At 60.9% G+C, this 21701-nt stretch carries 16 protein-coding genes; 12 read left to right on the top strand and 4 right to left on the bottom strand.

The annotated features are described in order from the left end of the window. Window positions 1-20: 20 nt before the first annotated feature. From L3V18_RS05890 to L3V18_RS05845, 10 genes are all read left to right on the top strand, one after another. The gene (locus L3V18_RS05890; RefSeq protein ID WP_237053765.1) at window positions 21-1226 is read left to right on the top strand and encodes a cystathionine gamma-synthase; all 1206 of its coding nucleotides are present in this window, start codon (window positions 21-23) and stop codon (window positions 1224-1226) included. Beyond that, the gene (locus L3V18_RS05885) at window positions 1223-2011 is read left to right on the top strand and encodes an ABC transporter permease (RefSeq protein WP_237053764.1); all 789 of its coding nucleotides are present in this window, start codon (window positions 1223-1225) and stop codon (window positions 2009-2011) included. Before L3V18_RS05890 ends, L3V18_RS05885 begins: the two co-directional genes overlap by 4 nt. A 9-nt stretch (window positions 2012-2020) precedes the next feature. Next, the gene (locus tag L3V18_RS05880; RefSeq protein WP_237053763.1) at window positions 2021-2767 is read left to right on the top strand and encodes an ABC transporter ATP-binding protein; all 747 of its coding nucleotides are present in this window, start codon (window positions 2021-2023) and stop codon (window positions 2765-2767) included. Window positions 2768-3140: 373 nt separating this feature from the next. Then, a complete protein-coding gene (gene wecC / locus L3V18_RS05875) occupies window positions 3141-4409 on the top strand; it encodes a UDP-N-acetyl-D-mannosamine dehydrogenase (protein WP_237053762.1) in 1269 nt (422 codons plus the stop codon). A gap of 44 nt (window positions 4410-4453) precedes the next feature. After that, entirely contained in the window at window positions 4454-8236 is a 3783-nt protein-coding gene (locus tag L3V18_RS05870; RefSeq protein ID WP_237053761.1) for a glycosyltransferase family protein, read from the top strand. Next, entirely contained in the window at window positions 8236-10209 is a 1974-nt protein-coding gene (locus tag L3V18_RS05865; RefSeq protein ID WP_237053760.1) for a DUF6270 domain-containing protein, read from the top strand. The genes L3V18_RS05870 and L3V18_RS05865 overlap by 1 nt, the downstream gene beginning before the upstream one ends. Continuing rightward, complete coding sequence (locus tag L3V18_RS05860; protein ID WP_237053759.1) at window positions 10206-11978, top strand: heparinase II/III domain-containing protein; 1773 nt, start codon at window positions 10206-10208, stop codon at window positions 11976-11978. Before L3V18_RS05865 ends, L3V18_RS05860 begins: the two co-directional genes overlap by 4 nt. 24 nt (window positions 11979-12002) lie before the next feature. Beyond that, on the top strand, window positions 12003-12491 hold the full coding sequence (locus L3V18_RS05855) for a hypothetical protein (RefSeq protein WP_237053758.1): 489 nt from the start codon (window positions 12003-12005) through the stop codon (window positions 12489-12491). A 43-nt stretch (window positions 12492-12534) separates the two neighbouring features. Next, entirely contained in the window at window positions 12535-13689 is a 1155-nt protein-coding gene (locus L3V18_RS05850) for a glycosyltransferase family 4 protein (protein ID WP_237053757.1), read from the top strand. After that, window positions 13690-16776 (top strand): glycosyltransferase, encoded by a 3087-nt coding sequence (locus L3V18_RS05845; RefSeq protein WP_237053756.1) that lies wholly within the window; start codon window positions 13690-13692, stop codon window positions 16774-16776. Window positions 16777-16979: 203 nt separating this feature from the next. Here L3V18_RS05845 and L3V18_RS05840 read toward each other — a convergent pair whose 3' ends face one another. Together L3V18_RS05840 and L3V18_RS05835 are read right to left on the bottom strand one after the other, a co-directional pair. Further along, window positions 16980-17651 carry a hypothetical protein gene (locus tag L3V18_RS05840; protein WP_237053755.1) on the bottom strand — a complete coding sequence of 224 codons (672 nt, stop codon included), beginning with the start codon at window positions 17649-17651 and terminating at the stop codon, window positions 16980-16982. Between the two features lie 84 nt (window positions 17652-17735). Then, window positions 17736-18308, bottom strand: coding sequence for a hypothetical protein (locus L3V18_RS05835; RefSeq protein WP_237053754.1), 573 nt, complete (start codon window positions 18306-18308; stop codon window positions 17736-17738). A gap of 390 nt (window positions 18309-18698) precedes the next feature. On the opposite strand from L3V18_RS05835, the gene L3V18_RS05830 reads away from it, so the two are divergent. Together L3V18_RS05830 and L3V18_RS05825 are read left to right on the top strand one after the other, a co-directional pair. Continuing rightward, window positions 18699-19289 carry a hypothetical protein gene (locus L3V18_RS05830; RefSeq protein ID WP_237053753.1) on the top strand — a complete coding sequence of 197 codons (591 nt, stop codon included), beginning with the start codon at window positions 18699-18701 and terminating at the stop codon, window positions 19287-19289. A 118-nt stretch (window positions 19290-19407) separates the two neighbouring features. Beyond that, a complete protein-coding gene (locus tag L3V18_RS05825) occupies window positions 19408-19992 on the top strand; it encodes a hypothetical protein (RefSeq protein WP_237053752.1) in 585 nt (194 codons plus the stop codon). A gap of 57 nt (window positions 19993-20049) precedes the next feature. Here the strand turns inward: L3V18_RS05825 and L3V18_RS05820 are convergent, their stop codons facing one another. Further along, window positions 20050-21048, bottom strand: coding sequence for a hypothetical protein (locus tag L3V18_RS05820; RefSeq protein ID WP_237053751.1), 999 nt, complete (start codon window positions 21046-21048; stop codon window positions 20050-20052). A 59-nt stretch (window positions 21049-21107) separates the two neighbouring features. Continuing rightward, window positions 21108-21611, bottom strand: a complete 504-nt coding sequence (locus L3V18_RS05815) for a hypothetical protein (protein WP_237053750.1) — start codon at window positions 21609-21611, stop codon at window positions 21108-21110. Window positions 21612-21701 lie beyond the last annotated feature (90 nt).

The raw sequence follows: 21701 nt of genomic DNA, 5'->3' as shown, positions 1-21701 counted from the left end.
CCCCGCAGCGGGAACAGGCAATGACACAACGACATCCGGACGGCGAAGCGCGCAGGCCCGGTCTGGGCACCCTTGCGATCCACGCAGGGCAGGCGCCCGATCCGAGCACCGGCGCGGTGATGACGCCGATCTACGCAACCTCGACCTATGTACAGGCCAGCCCTGGCGAGCATCAGGGTTTCGAGTATTCGCGCACCCACAATCCGACCCGCTTCGCCTACGAGCGCTGCGTCGCGGCGCTGGAAGGCGGCAGCCGCGGCTTCGCGTTCGGCTCCGGCATGGCCGCGACCTCGACGATCCTGGAGCTGCTTGACGCCGGCAGCCACGTCGTCGCGATGGACGACGTCTACGGCGGCACCTACCGCCTGTTCGAGCGTGTGCGTCGCCGCAGCGCCGGGCTGGAGGTCAGCTGGGTCGATCTCAGCGACGCCGCCGCGTTCGAGGCGGCGATCCGTCCCGAGACCCGGATGGTCTGGATCGAGAGCCCGACCAACCCGATGCTGAAGCTGGTCGACATCGAGCAGATCGCCGCGGTCGCCCACCGCCACGGCCTGCTGGTGGTGGTCGACAACACCTTCTGCTCGCCGATCGTGCAGCGCCCGTTCGAGCTGGGCGCCGACATCGTGATGCACTCGGCGACCAAGTATCTCAACGGTCACTCGGACATGGTCGGCGGCATCGCTGTGGTCGGCGACAACGTTGAGCTGGCCGAGCAGATGGCCTTCCTGCAGAACTCGGTCGGCGCCGTGCAGGGGCCGTTCGACAGCTTCCTCGCCCTGCGCGGCCTGAAGACCCTGCACCTGCGGATGAAGGCACACTGCGACAACGCGCTGGCGCTGGCGCAGTGGCTGGAAAGCCATCCCGCGATCGACAAGGTCATCTACCCGGGCCTGGCCTCGCACCCGCAGCACGCGCTGGCGAAGCGCCAGATGGATGGCTTCGGCGGCATGATCAGCATAGTGCTCAAGGGCGGCGTGGAAGCGGCCAGGCGCTTCTGCGAGCGTACCGAGCTGTTCGCCCTGGCCGAGTCCCTCGGCGGAGTCGAGAGCCTGGTCAACCACCCGGTGATCATGACCCACGCCTCGGTGCCGCAGGAACGCCGCGAGCGCCTGGGTTTGAGCGACGGGCTGGTGCGGTTGAGTGTCGGTGTGGAGGATCTCGGCGATCTTATCGCCGACATCGGTGTCGCTCTGCAGAACTCCACGCCGGCAGCCTCCCCCCTGTGAACAGGCTGATCTCCGATTTTCGCGGGAGCTTCAGCCATCGCGCATTCTGGGCTTATGCGGTGTGGCTGGACGTCGTTACCAAGTATCGCCGCACTCGCTTGGGGATTCTCTGGCTGGTCCTGCCTCCGGTGGCCTATATTCTTGGACTCGGCAATTTGTATGCCGTGATAGTAGGGAGGGATCCTTGGTATTTCGTGCCGCATCTGGGTGTGGGCTACGTATTGTGGCGGTTTGCGATCCAGTCAGTGACCGAATCGGCAGATGTTTTCACAGTGCACCAAGCCTTCATCATGGATGGGCGCGTCCGGTTCACGGATTACGTGCTGAGGGTATTTGCCAGGTCGTCGCTCTACATGGCAGTCGGCTTTCTTGTCTTGCTGGTGGTGTTTCTTGTCGATCCGCTGGTGGAGCTCAAAGCAATCCCCTTGCTGTTGATTACGGTGCCCATCTACGTGCTCAATGTGCTGTGGATGGCGATGCTGGTGGCGCTCGTCGGAGCACGGTATCGAGATACTCGTGAGTTGATCAGTACAGGACTGATCTTCGGTTTCTTGCTGACGCCCATCATCTGGGATGCATCTCTGGTGCCCCCGGACAGCATTCGTGGAATGGTGGTGCGTTTCAATCCGTTCTTCCATCTGATTGAGTTCGTTCGTGCTCCGATCCTTGGGCACTTCCCTGAAGTGCATAGTCTGGTTGCGGTGGCCGCACTGACACTATTTGGTTGGGGCGCAGCCGCCGTCGTCTATTCGCGGTATTCCCGCTTCATCCCCCTCTGGCTCTGAGGCATCGCAATGGCTATCGGCCTGAGTGCAAGATCTGTCGGACTGACCATCCCTCACTACGTCCAAGGTGCACGCGAAAGCGGCTCCTGGTGGCAGACGTTGGTAAATGCTTCGATGGCGCGGCCACATCGGGTGTACCGCCAGATACTTGCTGACGTCAGCTTCGATGCGATTGATGGTGATCGGGTGGCTCTGATCGGACGCAATGGAGCAGGGAAATCGTCCTTGCTGAAGGTCTTGACGGGTGCCTATCAGCCGACTACAGGCTGCCTGGAAGTCCATGGCAAGCGGCAGGCATTGCTGAATATTTCTCTTGGATTCAACGGTCAGGCCACCGTAGAGGAAAATATTCTGCTTCGGGGTACAGCGATGGGTCTGTCCTTGGAGCAGATAAAAGAGGTGACCGGCCAGGTCCTCGATTTCTCCGGCTTGGCGGAGGTGGCCCAGCACCGGCTGTATACGCTTTCCGCGGGGCAACGGATGCGACTGGGGTTTGCCGTGTCTACAGCAGTGGATCAGGACATCATCTTGCTGGACGAATGGCTGGGGGCCGGTGATATGCAGTTCATTCGTAAGGCCCGGGCGAGAATGAACGACCGCGTGAGAGGCAGCCGCATTGTCATCTTGGCGACGCACAACCTCGAGATCGCGAGGCGTGTATGCAATAAAGGGGTTGTGCTGGAGCAGGGGCGGGTAGCCTTCTCCGGAGGCGTCATCGAGGCAATCATGGAGTATCGCAGGCTGTGCCGTGGTTAGGCTGTGCTGCCGAGCGATTGGTGCCGTTGCCAACGGTGCGGAGACCGTGTGAGTGAAGACTCTGCTGCTTGCGCACGAGTTTCAGCCCACTTCGTCATTCTATCCACTACGATGGATGTGCCTGGCCGGCATTACCGCCAGGCCGGATGGAGACTCCATTATGGCTTGGCTGGGGCGGGCTGATGCGGGATTTGTCTTTCCGAGCGATACCAGTGAACTAGGACTTTGTTTCAGCCGAATCGCCGAAGGCGACCGGACGGACGACAATACCTTGCTTCCGGCCGCGATGTGGTGGAAGTCCAAGAGTGACCTTCGCTTGTCCGGAGGTACGAAGAAATCATCAAGAACGCATTAGACTCAAAGAGAACATAGCATGCTCAATACTGAAGTCAGCGACAACCCGATCCAGTCCCTGTCCGTCATAGGACTCGGTTACATTGGGCTACCCACCGCCGCCATGTTCGCATCCACCGGCCTCAAGACGATTGGTGTTGATATCAGTGCCCGCGCGGTCGAGGCCGTCAATGGGGGGCGTGCTCATATCGAGGAAGGCAATCTCGATGAACTAGTCGAGCGCTGTGTTGGAAGCGGACTGCTGACCGCCACAATGAGCCCGGTCGAGACCGATGCTTACATCATTGCCGTTCCTACGCCAGTCGGACATGACGAGAACCGGAGCCCTGACGTTTCGTACGTGCAGGCGGCCGGGCGTTCGATTGCTCCAACTCTGCGTCCAGGTTGTCTGATCATCCTTGAGTCGACTTCCCCGGTTGGTACCACCGGTATGCTGTCAAAGCTCCTCGCAGAGCTACGCCCGGACCTCAAGTTTCCGCATGAGTCTGGAGACGAGGCTGACGTATGCATCGCGTACTGTCCTGAGCGGATCATTCCAGGGCAGATGCTCAAGGAGCTGGTCGAGAACGATCGGATCATCGGTGGCATGTCGCCCCGCTGCGCTGAGCGCGCGGGCGCCCTCTATCGCCGTTTCGTTCGCGGCGTCTGTCATTTCACCACAGATCGTACCGCCGAAATGGTGAAGCTGACCGAAAACTCGTTCCGCGACGTGAACATCGCATTTGCCAACGAGCTGTCGATGATCTGTGAATCCCTCGATGTGGATGTCTGGAAAGTTATCGAGTTCGCCAATCGGCACCCACGTGTCTCCATCCTCAATCCTGGCGCGGGAGTGGGCGGTCACTGCATCGCCGTGGATCCATGGTTCATCGTCTCCAGTGCGCCGGAAACCGCGCGTCTGATTCGCATGGCCCGGACTGTCAACGATGCCAAGCCCGAGCACGTGCTCGCACAGGTGGATAGGCACTGCGAGAACGGTGCTGTGGAAAAGATCGCCTGCCTTGGACTCACCTACAAACCTGATGTCGATGATTTCCGCGAAAGCCCGGCACTGTCGATCGCTGCTTCGTTGTCGAATAGGTATCCAGGCAAGGTGGTCTGTTGCGATCCGTTTGCCGAAGCTCTCGGAAAGGACGAAGCTGCCCGCTTGGGACTCGTGTTCGAATCCACCGAATCCGTACTCCAGAGCGCGGACATGATCGTCGTCCTTGTCCCGCACAGTGCGTTCAAGGCGTTCCCTGCGCCGAGTGGAAAGCTGATCCTAGACCCTGTTGGTTTCTGGCGTTGAATGTCCATGCCTAGCGTCGACTACACCGCCAACTGTTGAAGAATATGAGCCAAGAAGAACAGCCCGGACACGCTTCTTCCGCTGTCGAGACCGTCCGGCGGCGGGAGGACAGGACGCAGCTCGACGTCCTGCACAAGCGTACGCAGGAGCTCGTCGCTCAGACTCGGGAGCTCGACCAGGTCCAACGCCGGCTCAAGCGGGAGCTGGAGGAGGCCTCGGTTCGCGCCGACCGGGCTGAGGACATGCTGCGCTGGGCGGTGCAGCTGGTGCAGTCGATGGAGAGCGGTTTCGAACAGCTGCGCAAGAGCGCTTCCATGCAGCTTGGCTATACCGTAATGGAGGCTGCCCGTTCTTGGCGTAGCCTGTTGAAGGCGCCGGTGAGAATCGCTCGGATCATTGCCCGTGGCCGGAGCGGTGCCGATCCCGAGCGGCAACAGCAGGTCGTGGACGTGGCGGTGCCTCACGAGTGGTTTCCCCTTGCTCTTCGTATGGAGCTCGAGCGTTTCCATGCCCGGCTGGGCCCGGCTTCGAACGGTGTTGCAGGCGCTGGGATGGAAAAGAGTATCGGCGCCGTCCGTGGTATGTCAGGGCATGCGGCACGTATGCCGGAAAAAGTCTCCGGTTTGCGAATTGCGGCGATCATGGACGAGTTCACGTTCGCGGCGTTCCGCGAATGCTGCGACCTCCAGCAACTCCATCCCGACACGTTCAAGTCCGAGATCGACAGCTTCAATCCTCACATGCTCTTCGTCGAATCGGCTTGGCATGGCCGCGACGGCGCATGGGAGCGACAGGTCTCGAACGCATCGGGGAAGCTGCTCGAGCTGACTGAGTATTGCCGTACGATTGGCGTCCCGGTCGCCTTCTGGAGCAAGGAAGATCCGGTCCACTTCCGAACTTTCCTTCGCACAGCCGCCTTGGCGGATTGCGTCTTCACCACCGATATCGATTGCATCAAGCATTACAAACGCGAGCTTGGTCACGATCGAGTCTATCTGCTGCCCTTTGCGACCGAGCAGCGTTCTCATAATCCGGTGGAAAAGTATTCCCGGATCGATAAGCTGTGCTTCGCAGGATCCTACTACCGACGCTATCCGATGAGGCAACGAGATTTCGATGCCCTCGTGCGGGCCTCCGAAGAACTCGGGGGGCTCGACATCTACGATCGCAATCATGGCAAGGAGCATCCGAACTACACATTTCCAGAGCGCTACCAGGAATTGATTCTTGGAGGGTTGTCCTTTGACCAGATCGATATCGCCTACAAGGGATACGAGTATGGCTTGAACATCAACACCGTAAAGCGCTCGCAGTCGATGTTCGCGCGACGGGTATTCGATCTGGCCGCCAGTGGCACGATCACCGTCAGCAACTATGCAAGAGGGCTGCGCCTGCTGTTCGGCGATCTGGTCGTGTCTAGCGACGATTCGGCGGAGATCGTCCGTCGCCTCAAGCCGTTGCGGGAAGATCCGGTTCTGCGTCGCAAGATGAAGCTGGCGGCGCTTCGCAAGGTCATGCGCGAGCATACCTATGAGCGCCGTCTGCAATATCTGGCCCGGAAGGTCCTGTCGTATCAACCGATGCTGGGACGGGTCCGGATCACGGCAATCGCCATGGCGGGCAACGAGATGGAGCTGGACAAGGCTGTCCGGGATTTCCGTCTGCAGGAGTATCCACACAAGACGTTGGCAGTGGTCATTCGCCGCGGTTTCACTCCCCGTCGGTCGCCGTCCGGCGACGGCATTCGCCTCTTTAGCGAGGGCGAGGCCACTGATATTTCCCTGCATTCGCTTGCTCCGGACGGATTCCTGGCCCTGTTGCATGCGAACGACCATTACGATCCCGCCTATCTGGGCGACCTGGCGGATGCGGCGTTCTACTCCGGTGAGTCGGCCATCGGCAAGGCTGCTCATTTCGAATACGTGGACGGCCAGGTGCGAATGTGCGCGGATGGGGCGCAATATATGCTCGGGCAGTCGATTGCGCTTCGCTCGGGCATCTGCAAGGCCTCCGAGTTGCGCGAAGTCATGCTGCTCGGGGGCGTCACTACATTGGCGGATGCGCCGCTGCCTTTCCCAGGGCTTGGTATCGACGAGTTCAGCTACTGCATGAACGGTGCCGCTCGCGCCGAGGTTGCCGAGGCGGTCAGCGCACACCTCGATGTTGATCCGGGTGTTTCCATCGAGGCTCTTCTGGCGCGCGCGGAGTCGATCCGGGTCGATGGGTCGCAATCTCCGGTTGCGCTGGAAGGCGTAGCGGGACTCGGCGGGATGAAGGGCGTGGATATCGCGAAGGCGCTGGGTACGCCCGCCAACAAGTATCTTCGCGCCAGCGAAAGCGATGGGGCGTGCCTTGTCACTTCATCGCTCCCGGTCGGCAAGCATGCCTACGCCTATCTCAAGGGCGATTACGCCCCTCAGGAGCTTGGCATCACCGATATCGTGAGAATGCAGCTCGTGGTCGAGCAGGGGAGCAGCGCGGTCGAGCTGGTTCTTGTCTACCTCGATGCTTCCGGCAAGAAGATATCTCACCACATCCTCAAGTCGGCGATGAACGTGACGGCGACGCTCCCGGAAGGGGTAGCGCGCGTCCGGATCGGATTCCGCTTCTCCAAACCTGGCGCCATCGCGATTCGCAAGATCGCCTATGATCACGTGCCGCTAGCAGTCGACGAACTGCTCAGTACGGGTAGATACCTCGTGCTCGCCAAGAACTATCCTAGCTACGACGATCTCTACAAGCACGCATTCGTCCACCGACGTGTCGTCGAGTATCGCAACCGTGGAGTGGACGTCGACGTATTCCGCATCGGCAGCGAAGGCCTCGACTACTACGAGTTCGAAGGTGTCGATGTCGTGCACGGAGAGTCAGGACACCTACGCGCGATGCTGGAGGGTGGACATCACGAGGCGATCCTTGTCCATTTCCTGGACGAACGCATGTGGGAGGTGCTGAGGGATTTCGTCGACAGCAAGCGGATATACGTCTGGGCCCACGGTGCCGAGATCCAGTCGGCCAGCCGCCGTCAGTTCGACCATCACGACGATGCGCAGCGCGACCGCGCGCGCCGGCTCGGCGAGCGACGGATGAAGTTCTGGAAGGGTCTCCTCGAAGATCCGCACCCGAACCTCAAGCTCGTGTTCGTCTCGGAGTGGTTCGCACGCGACGTAATGGACGATATCGGAGTCGAGATCCCGCGGGGGACCTACGAGGTCATCCACAACTTCATCGATACAGACCTGTTCGGCTATGCGGAGAAGGACGCGGAGGCGCGTGGCCGAGTCCTCTCCATCAGGCCGTACGAAAGCGCCAAGTATGCGAACGACCTGTCGGTGCAGGCCGTGCTCAAGCTCAGGGAGTTTCCGGAGTTCGAGCATATGCGATTCTGCTTCATGGGCGACGGCACGCTGTTCGACGAAACGCTTGCGCCGCTGCGCGACCTGCCGAACGTTTCCATCGAACGCCGTTTCCTGACACAGACTCAGATTGCCGCGCTGCATCGAGAATACGGTCTCTTCCTCTGCCCGACCCGCATGGATGCCCAGGGCGTGTCGCGGGACGAGGCCATGGCCTCCGGGCTGGTGCCCGTCACCAATGCGGTCACCGCCATCCCCGAGTTCGTCGACGAGCGGTGCGGCGTTCTGGCAGGTGCCGACGATGCCGATGGACTGGCCGCGGGAATGCTCGCGCTGTACCGGGATCCCGAGCGGTTCATGCGGCTCTCGAAAGCAGCGTCTCAGCGCGTCCGGACGCAAAGTGGCTTCGACCAGACCATCGCGCGGGAAATTGCCCTGTTCAGCGGAAAGTACGAGGGTGCAAGCGTCTGATGGGCATTTCTGCCGCCGACTACGATGCTTTTGCCCCGGCGCTCTGGTCGTGGAACAGTGTGGACGATTTCCTGGCATCCGAGGTCGAGGAGGGAGTCCACCGGATCTCCCAGGACGCCGACTGTGCGAACACGCTCGACATCCAGTTGTTCAATTGGGCGCGGGAGGTCCGCGAGGAACAGGCTGTCGTCCCGGTATTCTTCTCGGCCGCGGTCGGCGCGCGCAATGGCCGTCCAGCTCCGTTCTTCTCGGGCGCGGGCATGGCGGGTTCCGACGGTTATGCGGCTATCGCGATATCCGACCCCAGCCTCGCCCTGTCGCCGGACATCGCCCTGGCCTGGTATGCGGGCAGTCGCGGACATCGCGTGCAGGATCGGCTCGCGTCCTTCCTCGCGCGCATGGCCGACGTTCTGGGCAAGGAGCTTCTGCTGGTGGGAGGCTCGGGCGGTGGATACGCCGCCTGCTTCTATGGTGCGCTACTGGGGCCAAGGGCGTCGGTATTCGTCTGGAATCCGCAGACGGATATCCTCCGCTACTACCGCTCGGCCGTGAGCGACTACCTGTCGAAATGCTTCGGCGCCGGGTTCAAGCGGGAGGAGCAGGCGCGCAGGGTGCTCGAGTCGAATGGCATTCGGAGCGAGCTGGCGTCAGTCTACGCCGAACATGAAGGCCCGCGCCGTTGCGTGTACCTTCAGAACGTCAGCGATCGCTTCCATGTCGAGGGGCATGCGCTGCCATTCCTGTCAGGCCTGAAGATGCGGCCTGCCAGTCGGAAGGGATTCCTGCTTTCGCCCGACGGCCGCGTCGCGGCATTGTTCGGCGCCTGGTCCGAAGGGCACGACGCGCCGCCGAAGACCATGGTCCGTGCCGTCATCCGGCGCATGCTCAATCCGCAGGCAGGCAGCAATGCCATCGGTCGCTGGATCATGGCGTCGCCGTTTGCCGGTGATGCGCCGACCATCCGGTATCCGCTGGTGTTCGGTCCGGAGACTTCTCTCGAAGTCGACGCCTGCAAGGCCGACAGGATGGTGCGGGCGCAGGCGAGCGGTGGAGGCAGCGAAGGCTGCACCCCGGCAGCGTACGCTTTTTACCTGCTCGACCGCGAGGAGCGAATCGACACCCGCTGGTATGAGCCGGAGCCGAATGCCCGCTTCGTGACCAAAGTCGAGGACGCACGGACAGTCGTCGCTTTTGCCAAGGACGACCTCGGCAACATGCTGCAGGCCAGCTGTCCGATAAAGGACGGTCCCGATGACGGGTTCTCTCTTCCCGAAGGTAGCCGCATCTTCATTCTGGGCAGCTGCGTCTCGCGAGATACGTTTGCTTACTTCTCGCAGGAAGACAAGCTGGCGGGATATATGGCGCGGACTTCGCTCGCTTGCGCATTCGACCCGCGAACTCCGTCGGAGACATGCGTCGACCTTGCAAGCATCACGAGTTCCTGGCAACGCAAAATGGTCAGGGCCGACCTCCGCCGTGAAGTGGGGCCTTCGCTCGAGAGCGCCAGCTTCGATGCTCTCGTACTCGACTTCATCGACGAACGTTTTTCGATCGGCTTCGTCGATGGGGCGCCGGTGACATTGTCTCCCGAGTTCCTGTCCGCGAAACGTAGCGTCGAGATCGAATCACGCCTGAGGCCCGACAGGGAAGGACGCTGGGCCATGTGGTGCAAGGGGATCGAAGCGCTGGTCGAACAAGTAGGCCCCCGGCGGATGATCCTGAACCAGGCGCTATGGGCGACCCACCTGGAAGATGGCACGAAATTGGTCGGCGCCGACAAGGCCATCGCGATGAACCGGCTTCTGCGCCGGATGTACGACCACGTCACGGAGCGTTTTGGAGTTCGGTCCGTCGTGTATCCCAGGCAGGTCATCGTGGGAGCAAGGCAACACAAGTGGGGAGTTTCGCCATTCCACTACTCGCTTGGTTTCTACAAGCACACCATGCACGAGATCGGACGCTTGCTGACATGACCCGTCGTCCCACACCTTCGGTCCGCAATGGCCCGTCCGGTCGCCCGTCGATCGCCCGTTCGGCGTTGTGGGTATTGTGCTTTTGCGTGGCGGCCTGCACAGGCGCGCCCGAAGCTGCCGATTCCAGCGCCACCGACAATGCCGGGGCATTGCTGGAGCGCCGCTTCGACGGCCCTCCGCCCAGGCCGATCGAGACACGCGATGGTGATTATAAGATTGCCTCGGGTGGTTACGCGGACTACATGCGTCATGGCTTCACGCCGCGGGCTGACCTGGAAGCCTATGCGATATCTCTTCCCTTCAACTGGAAGACGGATCCATTCAAGGATGCCAACTGGAGATTCCAGCTCCAGGCTTGGCGGATGCTCAATCCGATGTGGGGCGAGTACCGAGAGTCCGCTGAACCGGACGTTCTGGAGGAAATACTGAAGGTCGTTCGCGACTGGTATCGGTTTCATGTGCTGGAAGGACACCGATCTTCATACCAGTGGCAAGATATGGCTACGGGTCTGCGGGCACAGCACATCGCCTATCTAAACCACTTGGTGGCCGATGGCAGATGGACGCCGGAAGCGGCTGATGCGCAGATGCTCGATGCGCTGAGCGATCTTCACGCCCGCAAGTTGCACGACGACGCATTCGTAAGCATCAACAATCACGGAATCTTTCAGGTTCACGGTCTACGTCTGCTGTGCAATAGCGTGCCCGAGATTGAGCCATGCAAGGGTGAGCCGGCATTCAGTGCCGAACACATGCGTCGATTGATCGAAAGCCAGTTTGACGTACACGGAGTGCACCGCGAGGACTCGTCCTTCTATCACATGTTCGCTTACAAGACGTTTCGTGGAATAAGGATGACGTTGTACCCGGAGTTGCCGCGCGATGCATTGACCCGGATCCGGGAGGCGGAGAGCATCACACCATGGTTCACCGGGCTTGACGGAAATCTACTGCAATTCGGGGACTCGGAGGGAAGCGGCGTACCGTTCAGTCACCCCCGGGATGCTGGCCGTTGCTGGTCGACTACGGCAGATGGACAGTGTGTTGTTGCCAAGGATATGCACTCCAGCGGTTACGTATCGATTCGCAGCATGCCGGGAGGAGAGGCGGATGAAGCATTCCAGTTCTTTGTTGTCGGCAGCAGTCACGACGCGGGGCACGATCACGTCGATGAACTGAGCTTCATGCTATCGCATCGCGGGCAGCCGATATTCGTCGATGGCGGCAAGTACGGATATCAGAACGACTCGTATCGGGCCTATTTCGTCAGTGATCTCGCCCATAGCGTCGTAGGTCTCAAGGGCGTTGCTTTCAGGCCGGAGCAGACGGCCGGAGAGGGCTCCTACCTCGAACGTTTCATCGAACGCGACGGCACGTACGAGGTCGCGGGCGAGGTGCGTCGTGGCGACGATTTCGCGCATCGGCGGACTTTCCGCTACGTGCCGGCATCATCACTGGAGATCAGCGACCGGGTGGACAAACCCGCACAGAGCATGCTCGAGCTGCGCTACGTGTTTGCTCCCGAGTTGAGGATCGAGGAAGAAGGTGGGGACGAATTCGGTATCCGGGCCTCGGATGGGCAGAAGCTGGCGACGCTGAAACTGCATGGAGCGGTGCATTGCGAGATCGCGTTTGTCCGAGGGCGCAAGCAGCCCGATTATGGCGGTTGGATCAGCACTTCCTATCTCGCTGTTGAGCCGACCACGAATCTCATTGCGGATTGCCCCTCTCAGGTGGCATCGATCCGAACTTCCGTACAACTCCACTGAAGCAAATCGAACAGGATCAGAACAATGTCCAGATTCCTAGCTCCGACGATCGCGATTCTCCTGCTTGCCGCCTGTAGCCAGGAGCCTGCGGCGCCTGCCCATGAGGATGCAGGCACCAGCGCCGGTTCGGCGACCGAGGACGTGGCTCAGGGGTCCGAAAAGGTAACCCGTCCGCGTCCGCCGCGAGTGTTGCCCTCTGGCTTTGTCCTGCCATTCGCCCATCAAGTCCGTGCCAATCGCCAGGAAAAGCTCGGCGGAGCGACCAAGCGGAGGGTCGTGGTCGAGATTCAGGGTATTCCGCTCGATCAAGCGGATGAGCAGATCGCAATGGCGGTGGAGAAGAACGGCTACGAGCGCGGTGAGCGTACCGACCGCGACAACGGCTTCATCGTGATCTATACCGGTCCGGATGGTTCGGAAATCCAGACGAGCTTCTTCAATGGTGAAGGCGCCGAGCTTGAGAGCGACGATGCGACAGGCATCGTCCATGTCACCTGGATCGTGAGACGCTGATCCAGTTCGCGTCGGCTGAGCTTTTTTACGGGCAGGAGTTATCGTGAGACTGACTGAACTCGCCAAGGGCGAAAAGTCGCCGATCGAGGCATTCATGGATGCGGCCATCGAGGGCGGCGGCCGTACCGAGGACCTTCCATGGGTGCTGACATACGCACCGGCGGCCGCGATGAATCCCTTCCAACGGATATTGTATTCGCAGGCGAGCCGCCACGGGTTCGCCGTGGTTCCGATGACCTCGCTGTCGCAATTGGGAGCGGTCAATTGGCGAGGACGTTCCGTCATCCACCTGCATTGGCTTGCGTTGGTTCTGAAGGGGGCTGTTTCCAAAAGCGATGCCGCAGCACGTCTGCGTGAATTCGAAGTCCAGCTCGCGATGCTGAAGGCATCGGGTCATCGCCTTGTCTGGAGCCTGCACAACATCCTTCCGCACGACTGCGCCGATCGCGACGCCGAGGTCAGGCTGCGGGAGATTCTTTCCGAGCGGGTCGACCTGATCCACGTGCTGTCCAGGAGTTCGGTCGAGGAGGCTCGTCCGGTCTTCGGCATCGATGAGTCGAAGGTGTTCTATGTACCGCATCCGTCCTATGAAGACTGGTATGCCAACCTCGGCGACCGAGCCGGTGGGCGACTCGATCTCGACATTCATCCCGATGCCTACATGTTCCTGCAGTTTGGCTCCATCCAGCCGTACAAAGGCACCGTGGAGCTGGTCCGGGCTTTCAACCAGCTCTGCGAACTGGAGCGAGGACGCAGGCTTCAGTTGACGATCGCCGGCAAGCCGGTGGATTGGGAGTACACGCGTGCCGTTCAGGACGCCGCCGCTTCCAACCCTGCTATCCGGGTGATTCCGAACCCGATGGAGGAGCGTGAGATCCAGACCTTGTTCAACGCAGCGGACGTGGCCGTGGCTCCCTATACGCGGACGTTGAATTCAGGTGTGGCCCTGCTTGCCGCCAGCTTCGACAAGCCTTTGATCGCACCCGCGATCGGTGGCGTTCTCGAGACCTATCGGGAATCGGACTCTTTGTTGTATGACCCGGCCAGCGACTCCGGACTGCTCGACGCAATGGCGTTGGCGTTGAGGCATCCGGTGGAGTCCAGCAGCATCGCAGCGATTCGGGAGCGTCACGCGCCGGCGAAGATATCCGGCGAATTCTTTGCTCAGTTGAATAAGCGTCTTGGCACGGGACAATAGATGACCACCGACGATACTGGAATGAACATGCCTGGTGCGGAAGTCGCGGATCGAATCGAGACCTGTGTGCCGGTCGCCGAGGGACGCTACTACGCCTTTGCCGTGTCGGCCATGGATCCGCATGCCGCGGGCCAGGCCGCCGCCGTTGCCCAGTTGCGCTTCCTCAATGAAGCCGGGCAGCAGCTGCGTGGGCCTTATGCGGGCGCTTCCAACAATGAAAAGCTCGGTCCTTACGTCAGTTTTCCGGTCGTGTCTGCAGGCGATGAGGTCTGGTCGAGGTCGATCGTCCGCGCCCCTGCGGGCGCGCACCGGGTGCTCATTCGCGCGCGCAAATGGAAGGGGTCGGACAATTTTGCCTTCACGGCGGTGCCCCGCTGCGTCGAGGAGATCGATTCCGCCCGTGAGGTCCGCGGGGTCCAGGTCTCCCCCGGAAGCACCTTCCGGCTTCGTTTGCGTTTGGTCGATGAAGTCTCCGCCGCCGATGCCGCGGTGGTTCAGGCCATCTATCTGGACCGGGACGGCAACGTCATCGAAGGCGATCATCCCGGACTGACCCATTCGCAGCGCTTCATGAACTATTTCTACGGTGCGGCTTCCAGGGACGGTGCCGATACGGAGGTGGAGTTGCTGTCGCCGGAAACTGCGGTCGAGCTCAGGTTGCATGTGCATGCATGGAAGGCCGGCCCGGCCCTGGCGGTCGTGGGCGATCCGGAGGTGTTGAGTGCATTGCCGCCGGAGCTCGACGACAGCCAGTGGCTCGCCGTAGTGAAGGACGTCGTCCTGCCCGTGAAGCTGGAAAGTACCGAATCCGACCGGGTCGGACTGCCGCAGGTCATACGTTTACGGACGTTCTCGGACGCGTCCACGGAAGAGGTCGTCGGATATTTCGATATCGAGTTCCCGGATTCCGGAGCGAGGGCAGGGACGAGGGCAGGGCCTTTCACATTGAAGGGAAGCTCCGGCCAAGTGCTGGAGAGTCTTCATGCCATCGTTCCGCCCGCGGACACTGCCCGGGCGCTCATCCGGTTCCGGGGAAGGGACGGCAGCTTGCTTGCCGTCTCGAGGGAAGTGGCCGGAGAGGTGCTCGACGTCGCGCGCAGCCAATGCGGTGAGACGCTGTCTGGCGAGGGGAGATTCGAGATCCGGTCCGCTGTTTCCGAGGCATGGGAAGTCACGATCAATCTGCAGATACTGCGTCCGGCCGGCTCTGACGGAGACCTTCCGGAATTCGGTTTCTTCTTCGGGGATTCCGGCAAGAAGACCTTGGTCCCGGGAACGGTCCTCGCCGGCAATCATGCGTCGACCCGTGTCGCTGGAAACGTGACATACATGAGGCCGCGACGGCTGTCGGTCGGGATTGCTGGCATGGAGATGCTCTCCCTGTCGGCACGTATCCTGCCGCCATCCGGCGCCCACGAGCTGATTGCCCGCATGCATCCGGATGCCGGGCCGGCATGCGTGGCCGTGCAGTGGGAGTTCGATGCCTTCGCAACAATGGTCCAGGGTGCCGTGGCTCCGGCGCTTTCCGCATACCTTGCCGAGCTGGTCCAGCACTCGCCCGATGCGGTGAAGGCGCTACTCGACGAACTGATGGACCGGTATCCAAGCGACCCGGCCGTGGTGTCCGGGGGGATCGACGCCTGTCGCCGACTGGGGGACATCGGGCGGCTCAGGCGTCTCATCGCAGCCGCGTCTGGGCTGTCCGGAGCCGCCCACGCCCGGCTGAGGCTCAAGGCCCGGATTGCGAATGCTGCGCTTGAAGAGGTCGATACGCACTATCTGCCATCGTCAGGGCGAACGCCTGCGACGCCTCGGAGCGGGAATGACGGGAGTGGACTTCGCGTTGCGCATCTGTTCAAGACGACGGTGCCGTACGAAAACACCGGGGGAGCGATTCGCTGCAAGAACATCGTGCGTTTCCAGAAGGAAGCCGGCCTCGATCCGGTGGTCATCACGCCCTTGGGCTATCCTCATGCGGGCACCACCGGAGACGCTTGGGAGACCGAGACGGTTGGAGGAATTTCCTATTTCCGTTTGAACCCAATGTCACGCGAGGACCTGCGTGAGGTGCCGGTCACCAAGCAACTGGATTTCACCGCATTGCTGATTACCCGTATCCTCCAGCAGCATCCTGTCGACGTCATTCAGGCAAGTTCTGGCTACCGGGGCTATGAGCAGGCACTAGTTGGCCTAGCGGCCGCACGCGCCATGGACATCCCTTTCGTATACGAGGTTCGCTCCTATCACGAGCATTGTTGGCGGGGCATGACGGACTGGGTATTGGATGCGGAGTTCACCAAGGCGCGCTTCGCCCAGGAAGATCGCTGCATGAGGGAGGCGGATGCGGTGGTGACCATCTGCGACACCATGAGGACGGGACTGATCGACAGGGGTGTCGATCCCGACAAGATCTTCGTCGTACCCAACAGCATCGACCCTTCCATGTTCTCGCCCTCGTCGATCGATTCGGAGTTCAAGCGCTCGCTTGGACTTGGAGAACCTGTCACGACCGGATACATCTCCAACGTATCCGCTCGCGAAGGCCATCACGTCCTGTTGCGGGCGGTCGCACATGCCCGGTCCCAGGGCGCCCGCCTGGATTGCCTGATCGTCGGCGACGGCCCGGAGCTGGAGAACCTCAAGGTCTTGGCGGCCGAACTGGGTATCGAGCGTCACGTCGTGTTCACTGGTGAGGTTCCGCACGATGCAATCGCGCGCTACTACAACGCGATAGATATCTTCACGGTGCCCAGGGTCGCCGACTTCGCCAGCGACTTTGTAACCCCTATGAAGCCGTTCGAAGCCATGGCGATGAAACGTCCGTTGATCGTCAGCGATCGTCCGGCCTTGCTTGAAATCGTGGGCGCCGGGAAGCGGGGCATGGTATTCCGATCTGGGGACCACCTGGATCTGGCCCGCTGCCTGGGCGAGCTCGAGCGGTCTTCCGAGAAGCGCAGGGCCTTGGTCGAAGAGGCGGAATCGTGGATCCAAGGATCGAGACGGTGGGATCAGACCATCCTCGTCTATCAGGAAGTCTATAGATTCGCGAGGGAAAACGCCGGAAGGCGCAAAGCCGGCCTGGTGTGACGGCCATGGGCCCCGGCGTGCCGGGGCCTGCGGGCGATGCCGCCGGCCTTGTCGTGGAGAGATTCCGGCGACCACCAAGCCCACAGCGAACGTATCGTCCATTACCGCAACGCGCGTCCAGCCGACGCCAGTCCAGTGCCGGCAGCCATGTCATCCGCGTGGGCGCGGCTGTCTTCCTGCGGCCATTGCCTGCAGTCGGGTGCTCAGGCCTCATCCCGTCCCGGATTATGGTCCTGCGCCATGCCTTTATCCGCATAGATGTTGACTTGGCGCAGACCTTGAGCAGGAGGCAGGACGACCAGCCTGGCATGCGGCAGGAGTTCTGCCATGTTGGTGGTCAGGTACATAAGCAGGTCTTCGTGTGAAGAGCTGGCCTCCATATCGATGCGGATGCTGCAGGTTTGACTGCGGCATCTGATGTCGGTCTGCTTGATCTTGGCCAGGGAGTCGTTCGCCGCGGCTGCGACCGAGTCATTGAGATGCTGGCTGGCCATCGTCGACCATGCATGGTCGACAGGCTCTCTCGAGAATTCCGCCTCCAGTGCTGCCAGACGTTCTTTCTCGACCTGCAGCGCATAGGCATCGTCTTCCCTCATGCGCTTCATTCGGGCCGCACGATCAGCGCGGGCCTGTGCCATTGGGTCGGCCAAGGGATCCCTCCGAGCCCTGGGCGGGCTCGGAGGGAGTGTGGATTGCAGTGTCGCCGGAACGCTCTGGTTCAATGAAGCGCCCATGACCTTGGCGGTCATTGCGACATCGTCCCTCTGTCCGTTATCGGCCTTGAGGCCATAGCCAGCAATGGCGCCCATGGAAAAGAAGGCAGCAGCGATGACCGCAGTGCTGGATTTTGGCCGCTGTGCCAATACATTGCGCAAAGTCCATGGATTCCGTGATGTTGACATACGAGCTCCGATATCAATGGGTGCCGCTGCTGTACGGACATGTACGGGTCGGGGCGATCAGGGATAGATGGTGTTCTGATGGGTCGCCGCGTATTCCTCGATGTTGATCGTCGTCAGCTTGACCAGCGGCGGTAGCAGGCAATTGAAGCCAAGGGATACGCCATCGGCCGAGCCTTGCAGCAGATTGAAGAAGCTCAATCCGACCGTGGCATCTCCGCCTGTTCCGGCAACGGACAGGGTGCTCGTTTCGACGATGGTATTGGTCGAGTTGTTGATCAACTGGACCGTGCAGGTGGTGGTCGACGAGGATGCCTCGCTGTAGTCGAAATCGAGGAACAAGGAGGCGGATCCGTTGTTGGTGCCACCGTTGTTGTCGGCGGTGTTCCAGGTCTGGTCGGCATCAACTTCCACGGTGCAGGTGATGTAGCGGGGAACGTTCTGCACGTTCTGGATATGGGTGGGCCGGATCTTCGTGGTGAACCACGAATTTCCGGCGGCGGGCACGCAGGCATTGCCTGTCCAGATCTTGTCGTCCGCCCCCGTCGTCGTCTGGGCGTAGGCGAGCTCGCAGTAGGTGAGAGGCGCTGCGAGCAGAAGGGCGGCAGCCAGCAGGCGGTGGTGGTAGGCCATTGTTTTGCTCCTGAGATCGTCTTGGGTTCGCTTCAACGAGGTGGCGCCAGCGACGCCACTCCTCACCAGTACGTTGTTCCCTGACGGATCAGGACAGCCATGGACGGTTGATTCGTGTGTGCTTTCCATTGCGGCGAAGCACGAGGGACAGGAGGCGGAGCGGGCCTGGCGGGCAGTCGCCTTGCCCTCCGGACTTCCCGGCAGGCCAGTTCATTCATCTGGCATTTATATTAATAAAATCTAATATGTGATGTTCATCACATTTATTTGTCGGATAGTGCACGTCCAGATGAATTCCCATCACTGCTGCTTCACATGGCGAGTGCTGGGATTGCCCCCAACGCGAAGGATCTGAATGCACGTGGCTCCGTGCGAAAAGGGGTGTAGATTATGGAAAATGTAACCTTGGCGTCTGTGGTGAAAAGGGGATTTCTTCTGGTTGCGGTTTCGGTGGGAGGCTTCCTGTTCTCCTCCCCGTCCCATGCACAGCTCCTTGAAAGCCTCCTGCCCGAAAACAAGATCGTTACCGGCGCGGCCTGCGTCCCGGGGGGCGGGAACAAGTGGGATGACTTCATAATCAGGGCTTCCAGTATCCAGAACGTGAGTACCGTCCCCCGATATGCGGCCTGCACGATTCCTCTCGACAGCGAAGCGCAATGGGATTCGTACAGCGTTCCGCTGCTGGTGACCGGCCATGCGAATGTCCATGTCCAATTGAGTTTCGAAAACTCCCCCGGGGGAACGGTGACCTGCACCGCGCAGATAACCCACGACGGTGTCATTACCGAAACGGGCTCGGCTTCGGCCGTAGGCTTCTCGGGATCCACCCGGGTCGATCTCGTGATTCCGGATATGGATTCCGGCAATGGCACTGACAGCCCATTGGGGCTCAGCTGCCTGCTTCCTCCGATGGTGCGCCTCAACGCGATACGGCTCGAAGAGGTCGCAATAACGGACGTGAATCTCGTTCCGATTCTGTAGCACCTGTTTGCCGCAAGCGCCGGGTCCTGCGATCCGGCGCTTGCGTGCGAGCATACGGGAATAAAGAGGGGCGGAGCTGGTCGTGGGCCGGATGGGTGCTTCTTTCCAAGGGGGGGCGATGAAAGCCTGCAGTTTGTTTACTGCTTTTCTGGTTGTTTCCGGAGTCGCGGGCTGTGCAGACGATGCCGGCCGGGCAGAGGACGCTGCGGCCATCGCCAAGCGACTTGATGAGATGGAAGAGCGGCTTGCCCGGCTGGAGGGAGCGATGGGCACACGGACGGTTGCGCAGGAGGGACGCCGCCCCGCAGGAACCGCTGCACCGGGTGGTTTACTGCCGGGAACTCAGATACGAGCCCCGGTCTTGAATCGTCCGGCCAGTCCTGCCGGAAACGATATCGCGGTCCAGGAGGACCGGTTCAACCAGGAAGCCGTTGACCAGAAGTGGGCGTCGTCCACCCAGGACTTTCTGGACGACGTCCTGGCATCGGCAATCTCCAATGCAGGTGTCGAAGCAAAAGGGGCCGAGGTGAGCTGCCGCAGCGCGACATGCCGCATCGATGTCGAGATGGATCGGCTGACGACCGATGAGGACCTGATCCTGTACCTGGGGACCGATATGGCCGAGGTTTTCCCCAGGTCGAAGATCTACAGGACGGTGAACGACCGCGGCGAGAAGAAGGTGAGTATCTTCGTCGCGAAATAGGGACTTGGCATCATGCGACGATTGCGGTCGCGGCAGGTGCCCGCCATCTATTTCTGGCTATTTCTGGGCCTGGGTCGAGATGATCGCGGAAGCCAGGATCCGTTCGAACGTCAGCCTCTCTTCCTGATCTGCCTTTTCCAGGTCCAGGAACGATGGCTTGGCCTTCTCCAAGGGCTTGTCGTCGGAGGCGAAGGGCGGAATGCCTGCCAGCCGTCGAGTGGCGAATTGCGCGTTCCGCTCGCTGAAATGCATATGGAGGAACTCCGCCATCTCGCGGTCGAGCCCGGAAAATTTCGGGTCGCCGGGATATCTGGCGCGTGTCAATTTCGCCACCATCGAAATGATCTGGTGACGTACGGCAGGGGTAACCTCCAGGCCTGCCAGGACTCTTGCCGCATACCTTCCGTATTCGACGGTATGAATGGTGGCTCGTTCGTTTGCTCTCCCCAGCACGTTCATGCCGGCCGGCATTTCGATGTCACACATTTCGAGGAATCGTGCGATGAGCGGCTTCTCCCTGTTTCCGTCCACGTCCAGGAGCCGGACGTCATCGAAGCTTTCGTACCACCGCCCAAGCAGCACCTCAAGTTCCAAGCTGCGCTGAGTCAGGGTCTTGGTGACGTAGGACCTGAAATCAAGGTCTGTATAGCCTGTCGACGCATTCTGCGCATACAGCGAATCGAGCAAAGTGTGCTGAGGCCTGATGGTGGAGACGATGGTGGCTCTTGTGCCCAGGTCGTCGCACAGCTTCTTTACGAGTTCGACGGGCTCCGTGCGATTGTAGTAGCCGCTCAGCGATTCGGCCGACAGAATGACCGTATCGCAGTCGGTATTTCGGACTTCATGCACGAAGGCGGACAGACCACCGAAATGGGGCTTGAACTTCCATTGGCTGACCTGCTCCCAAACGAGATTGAGGTGGCCACCGGAGTCGATATGCCCGGCTACCGGGTACAGGACCCCCGATTTTCCGAGGAGCTCGCGGTTGGCGGCCATCGCCAGTTGCAGCGAAGTGGTACCTGTCTTGTGCAGTCCGATATGAGCAACGAGGCGCATCGACGTACTCCGGGGGAAATGGGGGGATGGGAGCGCCGCGGCGCGGCCCGGAATTCGGCTCAATTGCCTGCTGTTTTCCGTTCAGGAAATCTGAAGTCGAAGACGATGCGTCCTCGCGCATCTGGCAGGTGGCTGGTGTTGGAGCCTTTCCGGCGGGTCACGGTCATCGTCAGGCGGGTGCCATCAGGATGCTGGAAGAGCCTGGTGACGCTTCCATCCTCGCCGTTCCGCGCCTGCACGATAGTGTAGTGCTCGGCCTGCAGGGCAGCCGTCATGGCATCCAGTGCCTGCGTCTGGGTGACTTTCAGATAGTCCAGCCCGATTTTCCGCCGCCGCCCTGTTTCGCTGTCCGTTCTCAGGTTGTATTCCAAAGGCATTCCAACGGAATGGGGCAGAGGCTGCTCGAGCATTTTCGGAATGGCTGGCATGTTCGTCCGGGGGGGGGCGGGAGCGCTCGTTGCTGCCGTCGCGCCGGTTTCCGTTTCGGACGGGGGCGGGACCGGAGCTTCACCGCATGCAGCGACCAAAAGGGCCATGGCGGCCATCGAAAGTGTTCTCTTCATGGAAGTTGTGGTCCGGGGGCTTTTGTCGTGTGAATGCGGTGGGGGGCGTGTGTCAGGCGGTCGCGAGGGGCCTGAGGATTGGAGGTTCCT

The sequence above is a fragment of the Marilutibacter chinensis genome, assembly GCF_021725675.1.
GTDB classification, from domain to species: Bacteria; Pseudomonadota; Gammaproteobacteria; order Xanthomonadales; family Xanthomonadaceae; genus Marilutibacter; species Marilutibacter chinensis.
Note: the sequence above shows the minus strand (reverse complement) of the source record. Positions and strands in the feature narration are given on the sequence as shown.